Origin of the sequence: Streptomyces sp. NPDC001985, assembly GCF_040296845.1 — a bacterium.
Lineage (GTDB): Bacteria > Actinomycetota > Actinomycetes > Streptomycetales > Streptomycetaceae > Streptomyces.
Genome location: NZ_JBEOYB010000054.1, coordinates 1 through 18,109 on the forward strand (window position 1 = coordinate 1; position 18,109 = coordinate 18,109).

Sequence of the window (18,109 nt, forward strand, 5' to 3'; positions counted from 1 at the left end):
CGCGGGGGCCTCGCCCCCCACCCCCCCCCCCCGCGCCTTCTTGGGGGGGGGGGGCGGGGGCCCCCCCCCCCCCCCGGGGCCCGCACTGTGCGGGCACCCGTGGCGCAGGGGCCGGGAGGGGGAGGCGGCGGGCTCTCGGAGGGGGGCCGGGAGACTCACCCGCCCAGAGGAATCTCCACCGTGCGCTCCTGCGGAGTCTTCCCCCGCAGCGCCGGCCCCATCGCCTGCGCCACATCATCCGCGTTCAGCTGATGCTGCTTCCCGTCCCCCTTGGTGATCAGCACCCCCTCGAACGTCCCGCCCAGCAGCTCCTCGATCGCCTTCTTGTCGTAGACCTCGACCAGCTTCCCGTCCACCGGCTTCATGGAGAGAATTCTCGGGAGCGAGATCGCCGGACCGAAGTCGATCCCCCGGCCGCCCGCCTTGATCGTGATCAGACCGGACATCGCCGGCTCGGCGAACTCCTTCATCGCCCGCTCGACCTCGGCCTGGCCGACGGCCGGCTCACGCTTGGCCACCGGCAGCGTCACCGCGTTCGGCCGGCCCGTCGCCACCTGGGCCCGGAACGCGTCCTTGACGGAGATCATCGAGCGCGCGACATCCAGGGTCTGGCCCGCCTTGCCGGGGACCGGAATCACCTTGCCCGGCTCGAACGTGATCGTGCCCTCGACCACCGAGCCCGACTCGCCCGCGAGATCGCTGAGCGCGACGCTCAGCTTCTCCTCGTCCACCGGGATCTCCGGCTCGACGACCCGCGCGTCTCCGAAGAGGGAGCCGATCACGGAGACCGGGTTGTAGTCGCTGCCCGCGGCCTTCCGCACGGTCGCCTGGGTGTCCAGGACGAGCCCGGCCTTGTCCGGGGCCAGCTGCTCCTTCTTGTCGCCGACCGTGAGCTGGAGCGGGGTGGCCGCGCGCTTGCCGAGGGCCTGCTCCAGCTTGACGACCGCCTGCTCCTTGGTGCCGCCGCCGATGTCCACGCCGAGGACCGTGGTGCTCTTGGGGACCTCGGAGTGGTTGAGCAGCAGTCCCGCGCCGTAGGTGATCCCGGCCAGCCCGACCACGGCCGCGCCGAGGAGGACCAGCTTGGAGCGGCCCTTCTTCTTGGCGGCGGGCGGCGCGGGACGGGGAGCGGGGGCGGGCGCGGCGGCCGGGGTGGGCGTGCCGCCGGGGCCCGTCGCCCCGGGGCCGCCGGGTGTGCCGGGGGCTCCCGGCGCGGCGAAGTCGCCGCCGGCCTTCGGCGTCCGGGCGGCCGGGACCACGGGGATGCCGCTGGTGAGGGTGTCCCCGGAGACCTGCCCGCCGGGCCCGGCGGGGTTCGCCGGTTCGGGGACGAGCTTCTGCGGGGTCAGCACGGCGGTGTCGTCGGACAGCCGGGGCGCGCCGGGGGCCGCGGGGGTGCCGGGGGTGTCCCCGGCCGGGCGGCCGCGCACCGGCATGGTGCCCCGCGCCGGCCCGGAGGTGGCCCCGGTCGGTTCGGCGGGACCCGCCGGAGCGGAACCCCCGCCGGGGGCGAAGCCGGTGGCTCCGCCGGAGGATGTGGCGGCGGCACCCGCCGCGAGGTCGCGCAGTGCGCTGCGCGGCCGGGGCGCGGCCGGGGCGGGCCGGTTCGCCGCGTCGGCGAAGTACGTCTGGCCCGGGGGGGTGCCCTGAGGGCCGGACGCGGCGCCCTGGGCTCCCTCGACCTGGTCCAGCGGGGCCGTCAGCGGGTCGGGCTCCCGGGGCGCGGGAGCCGTGCCCCCGGGCGCGCCCGGCAGACCCCGGCCCTGCGAGGCGTCCGGGGACCCGGCGGGGGACGGAATCCCCGCACCGTCGGTCCCGGGGGCCGGCACCGAACCGGAACCGGGACCGGAACCCGCTGCGGCACCGGAAGCGGAACCGGCGGCCGGGGAGGGGATGCCCGCCCCGTTCGTCCCTCTGCGCGGTGCGAACCAGTCGTTCCCCGAGGGCTTCTCGGCGGGCGGCGGCGTCTGGGGCTCCCTGGCGGGCGCGGGCACGGACGGCGCCCGGGGTCCGCCGATCACCGGCATCGCCGCCGTGCGCTCCGGGTCCCGCTCGGCGGAGGCCCTCGGCGCTCCCGGCGCTCCCGGCTCCACCGGGGCGCTCGCGCCGGCCTCGGCGTCGCCCATCGGCTTGCGCATCACGACAGGCGGAATCGGCCGCGACCCGGGGATGTTGATCCGGATGCGGGTCGTCAGCGTCGTCTCGGTCTTGGGCTCGGACTTGGTCCTGGCGCCGTCCGCCCCCGGCTCGGCGGAGCCGTCGGCCCCACCGGCGCCCGCACCGTCAGGAGCGTCCTGCGCAGGATGCTGGGACGGATACTGGCGCGATCCGTACGGCGGTGTCCCCGAGGGGTACGCGGCTCCACCGCGCCCCTGGGGCCCGGAGGACGAACTGTCAGTTTCACGACTCAAAGCAGGTTCTCCCGGTTGGCTTCGCCGCCCGTTTCTTACTGGATAGCTACTGCTGTGGGCGGCTCGGCGGCGCGCACCACCATACTGGCCGCCACGGACACTCACCGTCTGACTCCGCAGAGCGCCCTGCTCTCCGGCCGTACGGGCATGGCCGGGTCGGGGATGTCGCGCTCTCCGTGGCGACCCACCCTAGGGGGACACCGGAACTACCGCTTGCCGGGGGTCCCGCGCGCCCCCTTCTCGTCAAGTCGGGCGGTGCCGCCGCCCGGTTGCGCCGGGCGCGTCATCGTGGCACACATCACAGCGATGGCCATACCGCCGATAATGAACACAACCGGTCCGATTCCGGCGGAGAAGACCCCATCGCCCTCCGGTCGCCCCATGCTCAGCAGCAGAACCGCGCCCAGCCAGCCCACTCCGGACGCCACCACCCCGAACGGGGTGCCCGTCAGCTTCCCGGAGCCGTGGAACAGGCCCGCGGCGGCCAGCAGGGAGAGCAGCAAACCGCCGGGGAACCAGGCCCCTTGGACCAGGGAACCGGCCGTTCCGACCACGGCGCCGAGGAGGGCGAGACCCGTGTACGCGGCGGCCCTGCCGAGCCGCAGTGACACGGGCCGCTGAGCGCCGGGGGCGCTGCGCCCGCTCATTCGGCCACCCCCGCGAAGAGATCGCGCTCCCGCTCACCGGCGCGCGCCCCCGACTCACCCCGGGCCAATTCGTACCATTCTGTGGCGAAAAGCGGCTGGAACAGGTGGTTGGAGAGCTCGAAGCGGTTCCCGTCCACGATGACTTGGGTGGCGTGGGCGCGCATCGCCGCCGCCTTGCGCCCCACCTGGGCGGAGCCGTCGATCTCGGTGGTGATCCGCGCGTCGTCGACCACCCCCGGCACATCGCCGACCGCGGCGACCGCTCCGGGCGCCTCGGCGCGCAGCCGGGCGAACTCCGCCTCGGCCACCGAGCGCGCGACCCGGTTCCAGTAGATCTTGGTGATGGTGTGCGGGTCGCCGAGGTCCCTGCGGTAGGCGGGCTCGGCCGCCAGATCGGCGGCGCGCAGGGCGACCCGGTGGGCCTGGATGTGGTCGGGGTGCCCGTATCCGCCGTCGGGGTCGTAGGTCACCAGCACCTGGGGGCGCAGCTCGCGGATCGTCTCGACGAGATACCCGGCGGCCTCGTCGACCGGGGTCCGCCAGAACGCGTTCGCGCGGTGGTTCTGCTCGACGCCCATCATCCCGGAGTCCCGGAAGCGCCCGGGGCCGCCGAGGAAGCGGTGATCGGTGACCCCCAGCTCCTTCATCGCGGCGGCCAGTTCGCCCACGCGGTGGGGGCCGAGCCGGTCCTCGCGGTCCGGCGCGAGATGGGCGAGACCGGCGGGGATGACCTCGCCCTCTTCACCGAGAGTGCAGGTCACGAGGGTGACCTGGGCGCCGGCGGCGGCGTACAGAGCCATCGTCGCGCCGTTGTTGATCGACTCGTCGTCCGGGTGCGCGTGCACCAGGAGCAGCCGGCGGGCGGGGAGATCCTTCATACGGCACAGCCTACGAGGCGCCGCCGTGCCGTACGGGCAGGAGCGGGCAGCCCCTGATCATCCGGCCCGGCGAACCCGTCCCCCGGGGCTGCGCCGGAGTGCACGCCCCGGGCGCGCCGGGGGCGCACTCAGAACTTGAAGTCCCCGATCATCCCCGCCACATTCGAGGTCAGATCGGTGATCGTCGGGGCGAGGTTGGAGCTCGCGAGATAGAAACCGAGCAACATGCAGACCGCGGCATGCCCTCCCTTGAGCCCGGACTTCCGGATCAGCAGGAAGACGATGATCGCCAGCAGCAGCACCGCCGAAATGGAGAGTGCCACGGCGGTTCACCTCCACAGATATTCGGTCGGGACGGGCAGCTTGCATGTGCCGGAGGGTTCCTACCCACCTTGCGCTACGGATCATAACTATCCGTGCGAACGCATTGATCGGTGCACAGCAGCACATGGGGGCGCACAGCTCTCGGGGGCGGTCATACGACTCTCAGGACAGAGCACTCCTTTCCCTGTCGGTGCGCAAGACCCCCCGCACCGCACTCCGGGCGCCCCGCATCCGGGCACCGTTCTCTTGAGTTGGCCGGTTTCTTTTCCCCGAGGTCTCCGGCCGGACATCCGGGAGGCCGGTGCGGAGCACGGCCGAGGAGGGCGGAGCTGCGCGCCCGATCGCTGCCCGGCGATGTGCACACCAGGGATCTCTGGTGATGAAAGGGGATGGACGGAGCATCACTGAGCGCCCGGATCGGCCCGCCCGACCGGGAGAGGGGTGTCGGGACGGTCTCTCGCTCCTCTGCCGCCCCCGGGTCCGCGCACTGCGGATGCTGGCCGATTCTTTTCCCTGCATGCGGATGGGCGGGGAGCAGACGCCGGAGGCCCGCGCCGGACCGGCGGAGGACCGCGCCGTGCCGGGGCGGTGCCGGCGGGCCCCGTCGGCGGGAGCGTCTCACCAGCCCGGGGGGCGTGAGGACGGCGGCGGCGGACCCGCCGGGGCCGCGCGGGGCGGTGGCTCCGGCGGGCGGCGCGGGGCCGCCAGCAGCAGCAGGGCGACGGCGCCCGCCACCGCCTCCAGACACCAGGAGACCACCAGCAGCCGGTCCGCCAGCGGGAGTTCGCCCAGCCGCCCCAGCAGACCGTTGTGGAGGGCGATGTCCACTCCCCGTAACCCCGCGCCCAGCACGAACACCCCCGCCACCAGGGCCGCCGGCCGGAGCGCGGCGAGGGCCGCGACCCCCGCGAGCAGGACGGTGACCGAGGTCAGCCACCCCGGCGGGATCGCGAGCAGCGGCGGCAGCGCGGGCACACCGCCGGTGAAGCGGTCGGCGTACGGCTCCGGGGAGAGCGCCGCCGTACGGATCTCCCACCCCGCCAGCACCCCCGCCGCCCCGCCGAGCAGCGCCGACGCGGCGACGGGCACCCCCCGCGCCGGGCCGCGCGGGCGGGTGCGGGGGCCCACCACCGCGGTGGTCAGCAGGCCGACCCCGAGGGCCAGCGCCGCGAAGGTGGCGTACAGCGCGAGGGTGCGCAGCTCGTCCGTGGCGCGCAGCCCCGGCCGTCCGGAGCCGAGCACCCAGAGCCCGGGGAGCCAGAGCGCGAGGGTGATCACCCCGGCCGCCGCCGGGGCGCCGGGGGTGAGCCCCGGACGGAGGGCGGCGGCGAGCAGGACGACGTACACCGCGAGGAGCAGCGGATGTTCGAGCGAGGTCGCGGGCGGCAGCGGCTGGGCGTCGGCGGTCCACAGATGCCACAGTTCGTCCGGGGAGCCGGCTTTGGTGAGATCGCGGGCGATCCAGCCCGCCGTGATCAGCGCGAGCGTGCCGCAGAGGACCGCGGTGGTGATCCTGGAGCCCCTCGTAAGTGTCACGCTGCGATCGTGCATCCGCCCGTACGGGTGAACAAGAGGACGGGTGACCGCCCGGGGGCCACATGGCGAACCCCCGGACGGTCCACGGCACCCGCACGGCCGTACAGAGCGCAGCCTGCCGGGGCCGTGTATCACCGTGGCTTCGGGTGGATTACCCGCAGGTAAAAGGGTGTTCCACCGGTCGGCCGGGGATCATCCGCCGGGTGGCACCACCTGTTTCTCCTCGGCGAAGTGGCAGGCGGAGGGATGCTTCGCCGGGCCCTCGGCGAGTCTGAACTCGGCCGGGACCGCGAGCAGCGGGACCTCCAGGGCGCACCGCTCCCGCGCCTTCCAGCAGCGGGTGCGGAAGCGGCAGCCGGAGGGGATGTGCGCGGGCGAGGGGACGTCGCCGCCGAGCAGAATGCGCTCGCGGTGCTCCCGCGCGAGCGGGTCGGGGACGGGCACCGCGGACAGCAGCGCCTGGGTGTAGGGGTGGGTGGGGTGGTCGTAGATCTCCTCGTCCCGGCCCAGCTCCACCACCCGGCCCAGGTACATCACGCCGACACGGTCGGAGATATGGCGCACGATCGACAGATCGTGGGAGATGAAGACCAGGGTGAGGCGGAATTCCCGCTGGAGCGCGGCGAGCAGATTGATGACCTGCGCCTGGACCGAGACATCGAGCGCGGAGACCGGTTCGTCGGCGACGATGATCTCCGGCCGGAGCGCCAGGCCCCGGGCGATGCCGATGCGCTGACGCTGGCCTCCGCTGAACTGGTGCGGATAGCGGTTGATGTACTCGGGGTTGAGCCCGACGACATCGAGCAGCTCCCGCACCCTGCGCCGGCGGTCGCCCTTGGGGGCGACCTCGGGGTGGATGTCGTAGGGCTCACCGATGATGTCGCCGACCGTCATCCGGGGGTTGAGCGAGGTGTACGGGTCCTGGAACACCATCTGGATGTTGCGGCGGACGGCCTTGAGCGCGCGGCCGGAGAGACGGGTGATGTCCTCGCCCTTGTAGCGGATCACTCCGGCGGTGGGGCGTTCCAGATGGACGAGCATCTTGGCGAGGGTGGACTTCCCGCAGCCGGACTCCCCCACGATGCCGAGCGTCTCGCCGGTCAGCAGATCGAGGTCGACGCCGTCGACGGCCCGGACCGCGCCGATCTGCTTCTTGAAGAGGATGCCCCGGGTCAGCGGATAGTGCTTGGCCAGCCCGCGCACGTCGAGGATCGCCTCACCCGTCCTGTCCGTCTCACCCGCCTCACGCGCCTCAGTCATCGGGAGTCCCCTCGTTCAGGGTCTGCCGCCAGAAGTGGCAGGCGCTGCGGCGCTCGGCGGACACCTCGTACAGCGGGGGCTCGTCGGTCCGGCAGATGTCCTGGGCGAGCGGGCAGCGGGGGTGGAAGGCGCAGCCGGGCGGGATCTTCATCAGATTGGGCGGCAGGCCCTTGATCGCGTACAGCTCGCGGCCCTTCTGGTCCAGACGCGGGATCGACTCCAGCAGGCCCCGGGTGTAGGGGTGGGCGGGGGCCCGGTAGATGTCGTGGACGGGGGCGGTCTCCACGATCCGGCCCGCGTACATCACCGCGATCCGGTCGGCCACGTCGGCGACGACCCCGAGGTCGTGGGTGATCAGGATCAGCCCCATGTTCAGCTCGCGCTGAAGATCGGCGAGCAGCTCCATGACCTGGGCCTGGACGGTGACATCGAGGGCGGTGGTGGGCTCGTCCGCGATGATCAGGGCGGGTTCCAGGGCGAGCGCCATGGCGATCATGATCCGCTGGCGCATACCGCCGGAGAACTGGTGCGGGTACTGCCGCACGCGCTCCCCGGCGCCGGGGATGCCGACCCGCTCCATCAGGTCGACGGCGCGGGCGCGCGCCTCCTTGCGCTTCAGACCCCGGTGGACGATGAACATCTCGCCGAGCTGGTCGCCGACGCTGAGCACCGGGTTGAGGGAGGAGAGGGCGTCCTGGAAGATCATCGCCATCCGGGCGCCGCGCACCTTCCGGCGCTCGTCCTCCTTGAGTTTCAGCAGGTCCTGGCCCTGGAAGAGGATCTGGCCGCCGGTGATCCGGCCCGGGGGCGTGTCGAGGATGCCCATGACGGCCTGGGCGGTGACGGATTTCCCGGAGCCGGATTCGCCGAGCACGGCGAGGGTGCGGCCCTCCTCGACGGTGTAGCCGACCCCGTTGACGGCCCGGGAGACCCCGTCCCTCGTACGGAACTCGACGTGCAGATCGCGTACTTCGAGCAGCATCACGGGCTCCTCAGCGCAGCTTGGGGTCGAGGGCGTCGCGCACCGCGTCGCCGAGCATGATGAACGCGAGCACCGTGACCGCCAGGGCGCCGGCCGGCCAGAGCAGCATGTGCGGGGCGTTGCGGATGTAGGGGGAGGCGGAGGAGATGTCGATGCCCCAGGAGACCGTGGGCGGCCGGAGCCCCACACCGAGGTAGGAGAGCGTCGCCTCCAGGGAGATGAAGGTGCCGAGGGCGATGGTCGCGACGACGATCACGGGGGCGACGGCGTTGGGGGCGATGTGGCGCAGCAGCATCCGGGAGTTGGAGGCGCCCAGCGCACGGGCGGCCTGGACGTAGTCGTTGTGCCGGGTGGTGATCACCGAGCCCCGGGCGATCCGGGAGATCTGCGGCCAGCCCAGCAGCACCATGAAGCCGATGACGGGCCAGACGGTGTTGGACTTGACCACGGAGAGCAGCACGAGTCCGCCGAGGATGACGGGGATGCCGAAGAACACATCGGTGAGCCGGGAGAGGATCGCGTCCCACACCCCGCCGTAGAACCCGGCGAGCCCGCCGAGCGCGGAGCCGAGGAGCGCGACCCCGAGGGTGGCGCAGACGCCGACGGTGACCGAGGTGCGCGCGCCGTAGACGGTACGGGTGTAGACATCGCAGCCCTGGCCGTTGAAGCCGAAGGGATGGCCGGGCTGGGAGCCCTCCTGGGCCTTGGCCAGATCGCACTGGAGGGGGTTGCCGGAGGCGATCAGCGAGGGCCAGAGCGAGATGACCACGAGAAAGAGGATGATCAGCCCGGAGACGAGGAAGACGGGGTTGCGGCGCAGATCGCGCCAGGCGTCGGACCAGAGGCTGCGGGGTTTCTCGGTGGGGCCGGTGCCGAGGGGGCCGCCGGGGAGGCGCTCCAGGGACTCGCCCTCGCTGGCGGCGAGGTCCATGGCGCCGCCCGCACCGGTCGGCGCGATGGCTCCCTGGTCGTCGAAGGGCGGCTCAGGCATAGCGAATCCTCGGGTCGAGTACGGCGTACAGCAGGTCGACGAGCAGATTCGCCAGCAGGAACACCAGCACCAGCACGGTGACGAAGCCGACGACGGTCTGGGTGCTCTGGCGCAGGATGCCCTGGTAGAGCTGGTAGCCGACGCCGTGGATGTTGAAGATCCGCTCGGTGACGATCGCGCCGCCCATCAGCGCCCCGATGTCGGTGCCGATGAAGGTGACGACCGGGATCAGGGAGTTGCGCAGCAGATGGCGGGTGATGACCCGGCGGCGGGGCAGCCCCTTGGCCCGGGCGGTGCGGACATAGTCGGAGCGGGCGTTCTCGGCGATGGAGGTCCGGGTCAGCCGGGTGACATAGGCCAGGGAGACGGAGGCGAGGACCAGGCCGGGGACGATCAGTTCGTCGAGGGGGGCGCCCGGGGAGACGGCGGGTTTGATGATGCCCCACTCGACGCCCAGCAGGAGCTGGAGCAGCAGGCCGGTGACAAAGGTGGGGATGGAGATGACGACCAGGGTCAGCAGCAGTACGGAGGTGTCGACGGGCCGGCCGCGCCGCAGCCCGGTGACGACTCCCAGGGTGATGCCGATGACGATCTCGAAGAAGATCGCGACCAGGGTGAGCCGGGCGGTGACCGGGAAGGCGTCGGCCATCAGCTCGGCGACGGGCTGGCCGTTGAAGGCGGTGCCGAAGTCCCCGGTGAAGACATTGCCCATATAGGTGAGGTATTGCTGCCAGACCGGCTTGTCGAGGCCGAACTCCTTGCGGAGCTGGGCGGCGGTGGCGGGGTCGCAGGCCCGCTGGCCGCAGAGCCCCTGGATGGGGTCGCCCATCACATTGACCATGAGGAAGATCAGCAGGGTGGCGCCGAAGAAGACGGGGATCATCTGGAGCAGACGCCGGATGACATAGCGTCCCATGAGGGTCTCCCGGGGTCGTCGGTCGGCGGTGGTCGGTCGGCTGCGCCCTCTGGCCCGGGTGCTGGGGCGGTGGGTCCCGGGGCCGGTCAGGCCACCGTGATCTCGTTGTAGACCGGGACGCTGAAGGGGTTCAGGGTCACGTTGGAGATCCGGGCCGAGTAGCCCGCGCTGCCGTTCTGGTACCAGAGCGGAATCGCCGCCATCTCGTCGCGCACCACCTCCTCGGCCCGCTGGAAGATCTCCACGGCTCTGGCGGTGTCGCTCTCGGCGTTGGCCTGGTCGACGAGGCGGTCGAACTCCGCGTTGCTCCACTTGCCGTCGTTGGAGGAGGCGTTGGTGTAGTAGAGCGGCTGGAGGAAGTTCTGGATCAGGGGGTAGTCCATCTGCCAGCCGGCCCGGAAGGGGCCGGGCATCGCGGATTCGGTGATCTGGCCGCGGAAGTCCGCGAAGGTGCCGACCGGGTTGCCGACACAGGCGCGGTCCTTGCCCAGGGCGTTGTTGATGCTGTTGCAGACGGCGTCCACCCAGTCCTTGTGGGAGCCGGTGTCGGCGTTGTACGTGATCTTCATCTGGCCGCCGGGGATGCCGCCGGCCTCGTCGACCAGCCGTCTGGCCGCGGCGGCGTCGTAGACACAGGAGTCCCCGCAGAGGGTGTCCTTGAAGCCGCCGTCGACGCCGAGCACCGGTGAGGTCCAGTCCTTGGCGGGGGTACGGGTCCGCTGGAAGATCGTGTCGGTGATCTGCCGGCGGTTGATCGCCCGGGAGAGGCCGGTGCGGAGCCTGGCGCCGTCCGCCGTGTTCCACGCCTTGTCGTAGTAGGGGAAGGCGAGGGTCTGGATGATGCCGGCCGGGGTGTTCAGATAGCGGTCGCCGAGGTCGGACTTCACATTCTTGAGCTGGGCGGCCGGGACATCGTCCACCAGGTCGAGATTGCCCGCGAGGAGATTGGTGTAGGCGGTGTTGTTGTCGGTGTAGACGATCAGGTCGACCCCGCCGTTGCGGGCCCGGTCGGCGCCCGGGTAGCCGTCCCATCTCCGCAGGGACATCTGGGAGCCCCGGACATAGGCGTCGACGGTGTACGGGCCGTTGCCGACGGGCTTGGCGAGCCAGCCGGCGTGGTCGTCGAAGAAGGCCCGGGGCAGCGGGGCGAAGGCGGCGTAGCCGAGGGTGTCGGGCCAGGTGGAGAACTTCTGGCTGAGCTTGACGGTGAAGGTCCGCTCGCCGGTGACCTTGAGGCCCGACAGGGTGGTGGCCTTCGGACTGCCGGTGTCCGGGTGCACATCGGCGTACCCCTCGATGTAGCCGAAGAAGTAGGCGTTGCGCTGGTTGTTCCTGAGGTCGGCGCCGTAGTTCCAGGCGTCGACGAAGGAGCGGGCGGTGATCTTCTCGCCGTTGCTGAAGGTCCAGCCGTCCTTCACCGTGACGGTGAAGGTGACCGAGTCGGAGGTGTCGATCCGCTCGGCCAGCATGTCCTTGGCCTCGCCGGTCCCCGGGTCGTACCGCTTGAGCCCCCGGAAGAGCAGATCGAGGACCTTGCCGCCCTGCACCTCGTTGGTGTTGGCGGGCTCCAGCGGGTTCTGCGGGTCGCCCCAGGAGGCGCTGACGATTCCGTCGGGGCCGCTGCCGCCCCCGGCGGTGCCTCCTCCGCAGGCCGTCGCCAGCAGGGCGAGGGCCACCGCGCAGACGGCCCACGGGGCGTGCCCGGCTCCGGCTCCGCGCATGGAGTGCCTCCCAGTCCTGAGTCTCGCTCAGGGCCTTTCGCGCGGATCGGGCCGGGCTCACTGATCCACCCTGATCCACGCGAAAGGCCCTAGGACCGAATATCACCCCGAGGGGGAGCATTCCGCACGCCGGCCGCCGCCGTACGGACGAGGCCGGAGCCCGCCGGGACGGCCGCCCGGGAGACGGGCTCAGCCGGCCGGCAGGGTCACCTCCCAGGTGTCGACGGCGTAGCCGAGCGCCATGCCGTGCGCCTCGTACAGCCGCAGCGCGCCCGTCTCGTTGCCCGTGTCCACGCCGAGCCCCAGGGTGGTGCGGCCCAGCCCCGCGTACACCCCGAAGGCATGGCGGAGCAGCAGACCGGCGACGCCCCGGCCGCGGGCCTCCTTCCGGACGCCCAGGCTGTTGATCCAGCCGTGGGCCTCGCGGTGGTTCGTGGTCACCATCGCGCCGATGTCGCCGGAGCCGGTGCGGGAGGCGATCCACACCAGGGACCAGTCGATGTGCTCGCCCAGGTCGTCGAGCCACTGCCGGTAGCCGCGCGGATGATGGTCGAAGTGGTCGGCGAAGGTCTCCTGGAGCAGCTCATGGGCGCGCCGGCGGTCGGCCTCGTCCCGGCAGTCCCGCAGGGTCAGACCCTCCGGGAGGGCGGGGACGGGGTCGTCGGCGGGGGCCAGCGGGCGGGTGAGGACGTGGTAGCGGCGGACCGTGGACCAGCCCCGGCGGGTGAGCAGGGAGGTGTCCAGGGTGGGGCGCACATGGAGATGGAGGTGGACGACGGCGCGGGCGGCGCCGTTGGCCCCGGCCCGCCGGACCGCCTGGGCCTCCATCAGTTCGAGCAGCCGCTCCCCCGCGTCCTGGTGCTCCGGGAGGATGTAGTGGTCCATGTCGATGCGCTCGGCACCGGAGTCGTCCCAGAGCAGTCCGTAGCCGACCAGCTCGCCGCCGCGGTGGGCGAGCCAGGAGTTGTCGGCGAGAGCGGCCTCCGGGTGGGTGAGGTCGGCCTTCACGGAGACCAGGTCGGTCTCCGCCCGGCCCGTCTCGATCAGATCGACGGCGTTGAGCAGGCGGCAGATGGCGGGCGCGTCCCCGGGGGTGGCGGGCCGCACGGTGAGGTCGTCCATCGGATCACTGTCGGGGGCGGGGCCGGGGCGCCGCAACGCATTAACCACCGGCGCGGGGAGGGGGCCGGCGGCGGGAGAGCCTGGCTGGGGAGGGAGCCGGCGGAGGGGGCCGGCCGGGGCCGGACAGCGGAGAGCCCCGGACACCGCGGGGTGTCCGGGGCTCGGCTCGGCCGGAGCGGTTCCGCTCAGCTCTCGCCGTGCTTCTCCTCCAGCGCCGCCAGCGCCGGGTCCAGGACCACGTCCTTGCCGCGGGCCTCGATCGTGGGCTCCTCGGGGAAGTGGCAGGCGGTGAGGTGACCCTCGCGGTTGCCGGAGAGCCGCACCAGCGGCGGTGCCTCCGACGCGCACTTGTCCTGGGCCTTCCAGCAGCGGGTGCGGAAGGGGCAGCCGGAGGGCGGCATGATCGGCGAGGGGACGTCGCCGGAGAGCCGGATGCGCTCCTTCTTCCCGCCGTCCACATCGGCCTCGGGCACCGCCGAGAGCAGGGCGTGGGTGTACGGGTGGCGCGGGCGCTGGTAGAGGGAGTCGCGGTCGGCGACCTCCATCACCTTGCCCAGGTACATCACGGCCACGCGCTCGGAGAAGTGCCGGACGACCGCCAGGTCGTGGGCGATGAAGAGGAAGGCGATCCCCAGCTCGTCCTGGACCTTCTGGAGCAGATTGACGACCTGCGCCTGGATGGAGACGTCCAGGGCGGAGACCGGCTCGTCCGCGACGATCAGCTTGGGCTCCAGCGCCAGGGCGCGGGCGACACCGATGCGCTGGCGCTGGCCGCCCGAGAACTCGTGCGGGAAGCGGTTGTAGTGCTCCGGGTTGAGACCGACGGTCTCCAGCAGCTCCCGGACCCGGGCCTCCCGGCCGCCGGCCGGGTTGATGCCGTTGACCTCCATCGGGCTCTTGATGATGGTGCCGACGGTCTGCCGCGGGTTGAGCGACGAGAACGGGTCCTGGAAGATCATCTGGATCTCGGACCGGATCGGCGCCAGCTGCTTGCGGCTCGCGTGGGTGATGTCCTGCCCGGCGTAGGTGATCTTGCCGCCGGTCGGCTCCAGGAGCCGGGTCACCAGCCGCCCGGTGGTGGACTTGCCACAGCCGGACTCGCCGACGAGGCCGAGGCTCTCGCCGGGGTAGACCTGGAGGTCCACCCCGTCGACCGCCTTGACGGCACCGACCTGGCGCTTGAAGGGAAAGCCCCCGTAGATCGGGAAGTGCTTCTGGAGCCCTTCGACGGTGAGCAGCGGCTCGCGCCGCTCACCGGGCCCTTCCTTGGAACCCTGCTGCTTGGGCAGAGTGACGTTCTCACTCATGTCTCTGCGTCTCCCTAACCCAGCCGGGGCTTGATCTGATCAATGAAGATGGACTGCTTCTGGTCCGACGTGAGGTGGCAGGCGCTGGCCCGCCCGTCGGCCAGCGCGGGCCGCTCGCCCGAGCACCGTCCGTCGGCCACCTTCTCCTTGAAGGTACAGCGCGGGTGGAAGGGGCAGCCGGAGGGCGGGTTCAGCAGGCTCGGCGGGGAACCCGGGATCGGCACCAGCGGCTCGTCGAGGTCGCCCCCGAGGCGCGGCATGGAGCTGAGCAGTCCCCAGGTGTAGGGGTGCTTGGGGGTCTGGAGCACCTCGCGGACACTGCCGCGCTCCACCGCCCGTCCCGCGTACATCACCAGCAGGTCGTCGGCCATGTTGGCGATGACGCCCAGGTCGTGGGTGATGAAGATGATCGCCGAACCGAACTCCTGCTGGAGGTCCTTGAGCAGATCGAGGATCTGGGCCTGCACGGTCACGTCGAGCGCGGTGGTCGGCTCGTCGGCGATCAGCAGGTCGGGGTCGCAGATCAGCGCCATGGCGATCATCGCGCGCTGGCGCATACCGCCGGAGAACTGGTGCGGGTAGTCGTTGAAGCGGGTCGCGGGCTGCGGGATGCCGACCTTGTCGAGCATCTCGATGGCGCGCGCCTTCGCCTCCTTCTTGGAGGCTCCGGTGTGCTTCATGTAGGGCTCGGCGATCTGGCGGCCCACCGTGTAGTACGGCGAGAGAGCCGTCAGCGGGTCCTGGAAGATCATCGCGACCTTGTTGCCGCGGAGCTTCTCCAGGTCCTTCTCGGGGGCACCGACCAGTTCCTTGCCGTCCAGACGGATCTTTCCGTCGACGGCGGCCGTCTTCGGGTTGTGCAGTCCGAGGATGGTCAGGTTGGTCACGGACTTGCCGGAGCCCGACTCGCCCACGATGCCCAGCGTCTTGCCGCGCTCGACGTCGAAGGAGAGGCCGTCGACCGCGTTGACGATGCCGTCCTCGGTGGAGAACCGCACCCGCAGGTCGCGAACCGAGAGGAAGGCCTCCGGCCCGGTCGGGGCCGGTGTGTCTTCGGTCTTGGTCAGTGTGGTCACGGTCGTTCTCCTAGGCGAGGCGCACGCGCGGGTCGATGTAGGCGTAGGCGAGGTCCACGAGGATGTTCAGGATCAGGATGAAGAAGGCCCCGAACAACATCACGCCCATGGTCATCGGCAGGTCCTTGCTGAGCGACGAGTCCACCGCGAGGCGGCCGATGCCGGCCAGGTCGAAGGTGAACTCGGTGACCACGGCGCCCGCGAGCAGACCGCTGAGGTCCATGCCCAGAATGGTCACGATGGGGGTGAGCGAGCCTCGCCAGGCGTACCTGAAGAATACGTACCGCTGCCTCATGCCCTTGGCCCGCGCGGTGCGGACATGCTCCTCCTGGAGCTGTTCGATCATGGTGGAGCGCGCCATACGGGTGTACTGGGCGGTGAAGATGGTCGCCATCACGGCCCAAGGGATGATCATGCCGACCACCCAGCCCGCCGGATCGTCCAGGAACGGAACGTACTTGGGGTTCTCCAGCCAGCCTGTGCTGTACACGAAGATTCCGAGAACGATCGGCCCCAGGAAGTAGATCTGGAACGAGCTGAGCACCATCGAGGCGGAGCTGACGATCTTGTCGAGCGAGGTGCCGCGCTTCCACGCGGCGAGCAGTCCGGACCCGAGGCCCAGGACCAGGAAGATGACCAGACCACCGACGGTCAGCGAGAGCGTCAGCGGGAAGCGGTCGATGATCGACTCCCAGACGAACTCCTGGGATTCGAAGGAGACTCCCAGACACGGCGCGGGGCAGTGCCCGATGGCGAAGTCGCGGCCGGTGACGATGCCGCCCATGAAGTCCCAGAACTGGGCTGTGATGGGCTTGTCGAGCCCGAGGTTCTCGCGGATGACCGCGATGTTCTCCGGCGTGCAGTTCTTGCCGCAGGCGAGTTGGGCGAAGTCCTGGGGGATTGTGTAGAACAGGAAGAACGTGAACGCGCCGATCAAAAACATGATCACGACGGCGCCGGTCAACCTGCGGATGAGGAACTGAAGCATCGCGGAAGGCTGCTCTCTTCGAAGGCGGCGGGGTGGAGAGGTGGGGCCGTGGGGGCGCGCTCCGCCTGGCGCGCCCCCACGGATCAACCGGTAACCGGATTCTTGTGGACCGGTGTTACGGCTTCTTCAGGAACAGGTCGTTGATGTCGATGTAGCTCGACTCGACGCTGTACCGCACGCCGCCGACATTCGAACCCGAGAGCTGGATCTGCTTCGAGTAGTAGACCGGGGCGGCGGGGTTGATCTCCTCCACGATGCGGTGGTGGATCTCCTCCCACTTCTTCGCGGCCTCTTCGGGCTTGAGCTTCAGGGCCTCGTCGATGCCCTTGGTGACCTGCTCGTCCTTGATGTGCGAGTAGTTCGACGCGCCGTCGGCGACGAGGTCACCGTCGTAGGTCGGGGTGATGACCGTGGACGGGGACGGCCAGTCCTGGCCCCAGCCGGTCATGTACAGGTCGTACGGGTTGTCCAGCTTGCCGACCTGCTCGTAGAACGTGGCGCGGTCGATCTCCTTGGACTGGACGTCGAAGCCCAGATCGGTGAGGGTCGACTTGATGATCACGGCCTGCTTCTGCCCGCGCGGGGTGTTGGAGTGCGCGTAGGTGATCTTGGTTCCCTTCTGGAAACCGGCCTCCTCCAGCAGCGCCTTGGCCTTGACCTTGTCACCGTTGGGCTTCTTGGCCTTGCCGAACGGGTCGTAGGTCGGGTCGTAGCCCGGCAGGGTGGGGGCCATCAGACCGCCGGCCAGCTCGCCGCCGTACTTGCCGCCGTCCGCGGCGATCATGCGCTGGCTGGGGATCGCGTGCGTGATGGCGTCACGGATCTTCTTGTCCTTCATCTTGTCCAAGTTGAAGGTCATCTGCCAGACGTAGGGCTGGTAGCCCTTGATGCTGCGCTTGTTCACGGCCGCGTCGCTGACGACGTCCTTGATCATGGTCGGGTCGACCGAGTCCGTGAACTGGATGGCGTTCTTCGCGTCGCCCTGGTCGGCGATCAGACGCTTGGTCTGGCTGCCCTGGTCGATCGTGAAGGAGAAGTCATAGCCGTCGACGTACTGGTGCCGGACCGCGTCGGTCTTCGGGTCCCAGTTCGTGTTCTTGACCATCTTCATGGACTTGCCGGGCTTCACCTCGGCGAGCTTGTACGGGCCCAGCGAGGCGGGGCGCTTGTCGTACTTCTCCTTGGTGTCCGCCTTCTCGGGGACGATGGAGTAGCCCGCCATCGCCAGCGCCTGCGGCAGGTCCGGCTGGGCGTCCTTGAACTTGAAGATGACGGTCTTCGCGTCCGGGGTGGCCAGGACCGAGTCCGGCAGGTGCTTGCCCTTGTAGGGGCCGTCCGGCAGCGCCTCGCGGTACTTGGAACCGGAGAGCCAGGTCTGGACGTAGGACGGACCGTCGAAGATGAACTTCGCGTACATCCGCTCAATGGTGTGGCGGACGTCGGCGGACGTGATGACGTTGCCGTTCTCGTCCTTGATGCCGTCCTTGAGCTTGAACGTCCAGGTCTTGCCGCCGTCGGACATCTGGCCGGCGTCGGTGGCGATGTCACCGACGACGGACAGGTTGCCCTTGTCGTCCTCCTGGAAGTTCGTCAGACCGCGGTGGATCAGGTTGGAGAACTGACCCGCGTCGCTGACGTAGATCTGCGCGGGGTCCATGTGGCTCAGACCCGACTGCATGAACACGTTGATGGTGCCACCGGGCTTGGCGCCGGGGACCTCGGCCGCCGGGCCGTTGGAGGCCGCCGCGTCCGCGTAGACAACCGGCTTGGACTGAGCCGCCGCGTCCTTCTGCGTCTTGGACTCGTCCTTGGTGCTGCCACTGTCCTTGGAGCACCCGGTGAGCGCGAGGGAGCCGGCCGCGGCAGCGACGACTATCGCACGCACTGTACGTGAGCGAAGGGGCTTCATGATGCTCGTTGCACCTACCTGTCCTTTGTATATCCAGCACA

At 70.6% G+C, this 18,109-nt stretch carries 15 protein-coding genes; all 15 read right to left on the minus strand.

Annotated elements, in window-relative coordinates; all coding sequences use genetic code 11:
• Positions 1-155 precede the first annotated feature (155 nt).
• The 15 genes from ABT122_RS23225 to ABT122_RS23295 all read right to left on the minus strand — a co-directional run bounded on the left by ABT122_RS23225 (position 156) and on the right by ABT122_RS23295 (position 18,068).
• Entirely contained in the window at positions 156-2,411 is a 2,256-nt protein-coding gene (locus tag ABT122_RS23225; protein WP_351555422.1) for a peptidoglycan binding domain-containing protein, read from the minus strand.
• A gap of 206 nt (positions 2,412-2,617) precedes the next feature.
• Positions 2,618-3,058 carry a DUF6113 family protein gene (locus tag ABT122_RS23230; RefSeq protein ID WP_351555425.1) on the minus strand — a complete coding sequence of 147 codons (441 nt, stop codon included), beginning with the start codon at positions 3,056-3,058 and terminating at the stop codon, positions 2,618-2,620.
• Positions 3,055-3,936: an N-acetyl-1-D-myo-inositol-2-amino-2-deoxy-alpha-D-glucopyranoside deacetylase gene (mshB, locus tag ABT122_RS23235; protein ID WP_351555428.1), complete on the minus strand. Its 882-nt coding sequence runs from the start codon at positions 3,934-3,936 to the stop codon at positions 3,055-3,057. Before mshB ends, ABT122_RS23230 begins: the two co-directional genes overlap by 4 nt.
• Positions 3,937-4,064: 128 nt before the next feature.
• Positions 4,065-4,259: a hypothetical protein gene (locus ABT122_RS23240; protein WP_351555431.1), complete on the minus strand. Its 195-nt coding sequence runs from the start codon at positions 4,257-4,259 to the stop codon at positions 4,065-4,067.
• Between the two features lie 619 nt (positions 4,260-4,878).
• Positions 4,879-5,796, minus strand: coding sequence for a hypothetical protein (locus ABT122_RS23245; protein WP_351555434.1), 918 nt, complete (start codon positions 5,794-5,796; stop codon positions 4,879-4,881).
• Between the two features lie 192 nt (positions 5,797-5,988).
• Positions 5,989-7,056 (minus strand): ABC transporter ATP-binding protein, encoded by a 1,068-nt coding sequence (locus ABT122_RS23250; RefSeq protein ID WP_351555437.1) that lies wholly within the window; start codon positions 7,054-7,056, stop codon positions 5,989-5,991.
• Complete coding sequence (locus ABT122_RS23255; RefSeq protein WP_351555440.1) at positions 7,049-8,038, minus strand: ABC transporter ATP-binding protein; 990 nt, start codon at positions 8,036-8,038, stop codon at positions 7,049-7,051. Before ABT122_RS23255 ends, ABT122_RS23250 begins: the two co-directional genes overlap by 8 nt.
• A gap of 10 nt (positions 8,039-8,048) precedes the next feature.
• Positions 8,049-9,029, minus strand: a complete 981-nt coding sequence (locus ABT122_RS23260; protein WP_351555443.1) for an ABC transporter permease — start codon at positions 9,027-9,029, stop codon at positions 8,049-8,051.
• Complete coding sequence (locus tag ABT122_RS23265; protein ID WP_351555446.1) at positions 9,022-9,945, minus strand: ABC transporter permease; 924 nt, start codon at positions 9,943-9,945, stop codon at positions 9,022-9,024. The genes ABT122_RS23260 and ABT122_RS23265 overlap by 8 nt, the downstream gene beginning before the upstream one ends.
• Before the next feature lie 86 nt (positions 9,946-10,031).
• The gene (locus ABT122_RS23270) at positions 10,032-11,666 is read right to left on the minus strand and encodes a peptide ABC transporter substrate-binding protein (RefSeq protein WP_351555449.1); all 1,635 of its coding nucleotides are present in this window, start codon (positions 11,664-11,666) and stop codon (positions 10,032-10,034) included.
• A 189-nt stretch (positions 11,667-11,855) separates the two neighbouring features.
• Positions 11,856-12,788, minus strand: coding sequence for a GNAT family N-acetyltransferase (locus ABT122_RS23275; protein ID WP_351555452.1), 933 nt, complete (start codon positions 12,786-12,788; stop codon positions 11,856-11,858).
• A 185-nt stretch (positions 12,789-12,973) separates the two neighbouring features.
• Positions 12,974-14,095 (minus strand): ABC transporter ATP-binding protein, encoded by a 1,122-nt coding sequence (locus ABT122_RS23280; protein ID WP_351555455.1) that lies wholly within the window; start codon positions 14,093-14,095, stop codon positions 12,974-12,976.
• A 14-nt stretch (positions 14,096-14,109) separates the two neighbouring features.
• Positions 14,110-15,171 (minus strand): ABC transporter ATP-binding protein, encoded by a 1,062-nt coding sequence (locus ABT122_RS23285; protein WP_351555458.1) that lies wholly within the window; start codon positions 15,169-15,171, stop codon positions 14,110-14,112.
• A gap of 10 nt (positions 15,172-15,181) precedes the next feature.
• Positions 15,182-16,159 carry an ABC transporter permease gene (locus tag ABT122_RS23290; protein WP_351555460.1) on the minus strand — a complete coding sequence of 326 codons (978 nt, stop codon included), beginning with the start codon at positions 16,157-16,159 and terminating at the stop codon, positions 15,182-15,184.
• 115 nt (positions 16,160-16,274) lie between these two features.
• A complete protein-coding gene (locus ABT122_RS23295; RefSeq protein WP_351555463.1) occupies positions 16,275-18,068 on the minus strand; it encodes an ABC transporter substrate-binding protein in 1,794 nt (597 codons plus the stop codon).
• Positions 18,069-18,109 lie beyond the last annotated feature (41 nt).

Excerpts from the sequence above, each read along its gene's own strand:
- ABT122_RS23270 (WP_351555449.1), bottom strand. The coding sequence starts at position 11,666 with ATGCGCGGAGCCGGAGCCGGGCACGCCCCGTGGGCCGTCTGCGCGGTG.
- ABT122_RS23230 (WP_351555425.1), bottom strand. The coding sequence starts at position 3,058 with ATGAGCGGGCGCAGCGCCCCCGGCGCTCAGCGGCCCGTGTCACTGCGG.
- ABT122_RS23265 (WP_351555446.1), bottom strand. The coding sequence starts at position 9,945 with ATGGGACGCTATGTCATCCGGCGTCTGCTCCAGATGATCCCCGTCTTC.
- ABT122_RS23280 (WP_351555455.1), bottom strand. The coding sequence starts at position 14,095 with ATGAGTGAGAACGTCACTCTGCCCAAGCAGCAGGGTTCCAAGGAAGGG.
- ABT122_RS23260 (WP_351555443.1), bottom strand. The coding sequence starts at position 9,029 with ATGCCTGAGCCGCCCTTCGACGACCAGGGAGCCATCGCGCCGACCGGT.
- ABT122_RS23275 (WP_351555452.1), bottom strand. The coding sequence starts at position 12,788 with ATGGACGACCTCACCGTGCGGCCCGCCACCCCCGGGGACGCGCCCGCC.
- ABT122_RS23290 (WP_351555460.1), bottom strand. The coding sequence starts at position 16,159 with ATGCTTCAGTTCCTCATCCGCAGGTTGACCGGCGCCGTCGTGATCATG.
- ABT122_RS23255 (WP_351555440.1), bottom strand. The coding sequence starts at position 8,038 with ATGCTGCTCGAAGTACGCGATCTGCACGTCGAGTTCCGTACGAGGGAC.
- ABT122_RS23295 (WP_351555463.1), bottom strand. The coding sequence starts at position 18,068 with ATGAAGCCCCTTCGCTCACGTACAGTGCGTGCGATAGTCGTCGCTGCC.
- ABT122_RS23250 (WP_351555437.1), bottom strand. The coding sequence starts at position 7,056 with ATGACTGAGGCGCGTGAGGCGGGTGAGACGGACAGGACGGGTGAGGCG.
- mshB (WP_351555428.1), bottom strand. The coding sequence starts at position 3,936 with ATGAAGGATCTCCCCGCCCGCCGGCTGCTCCTGGTGCACGCGCACCCG.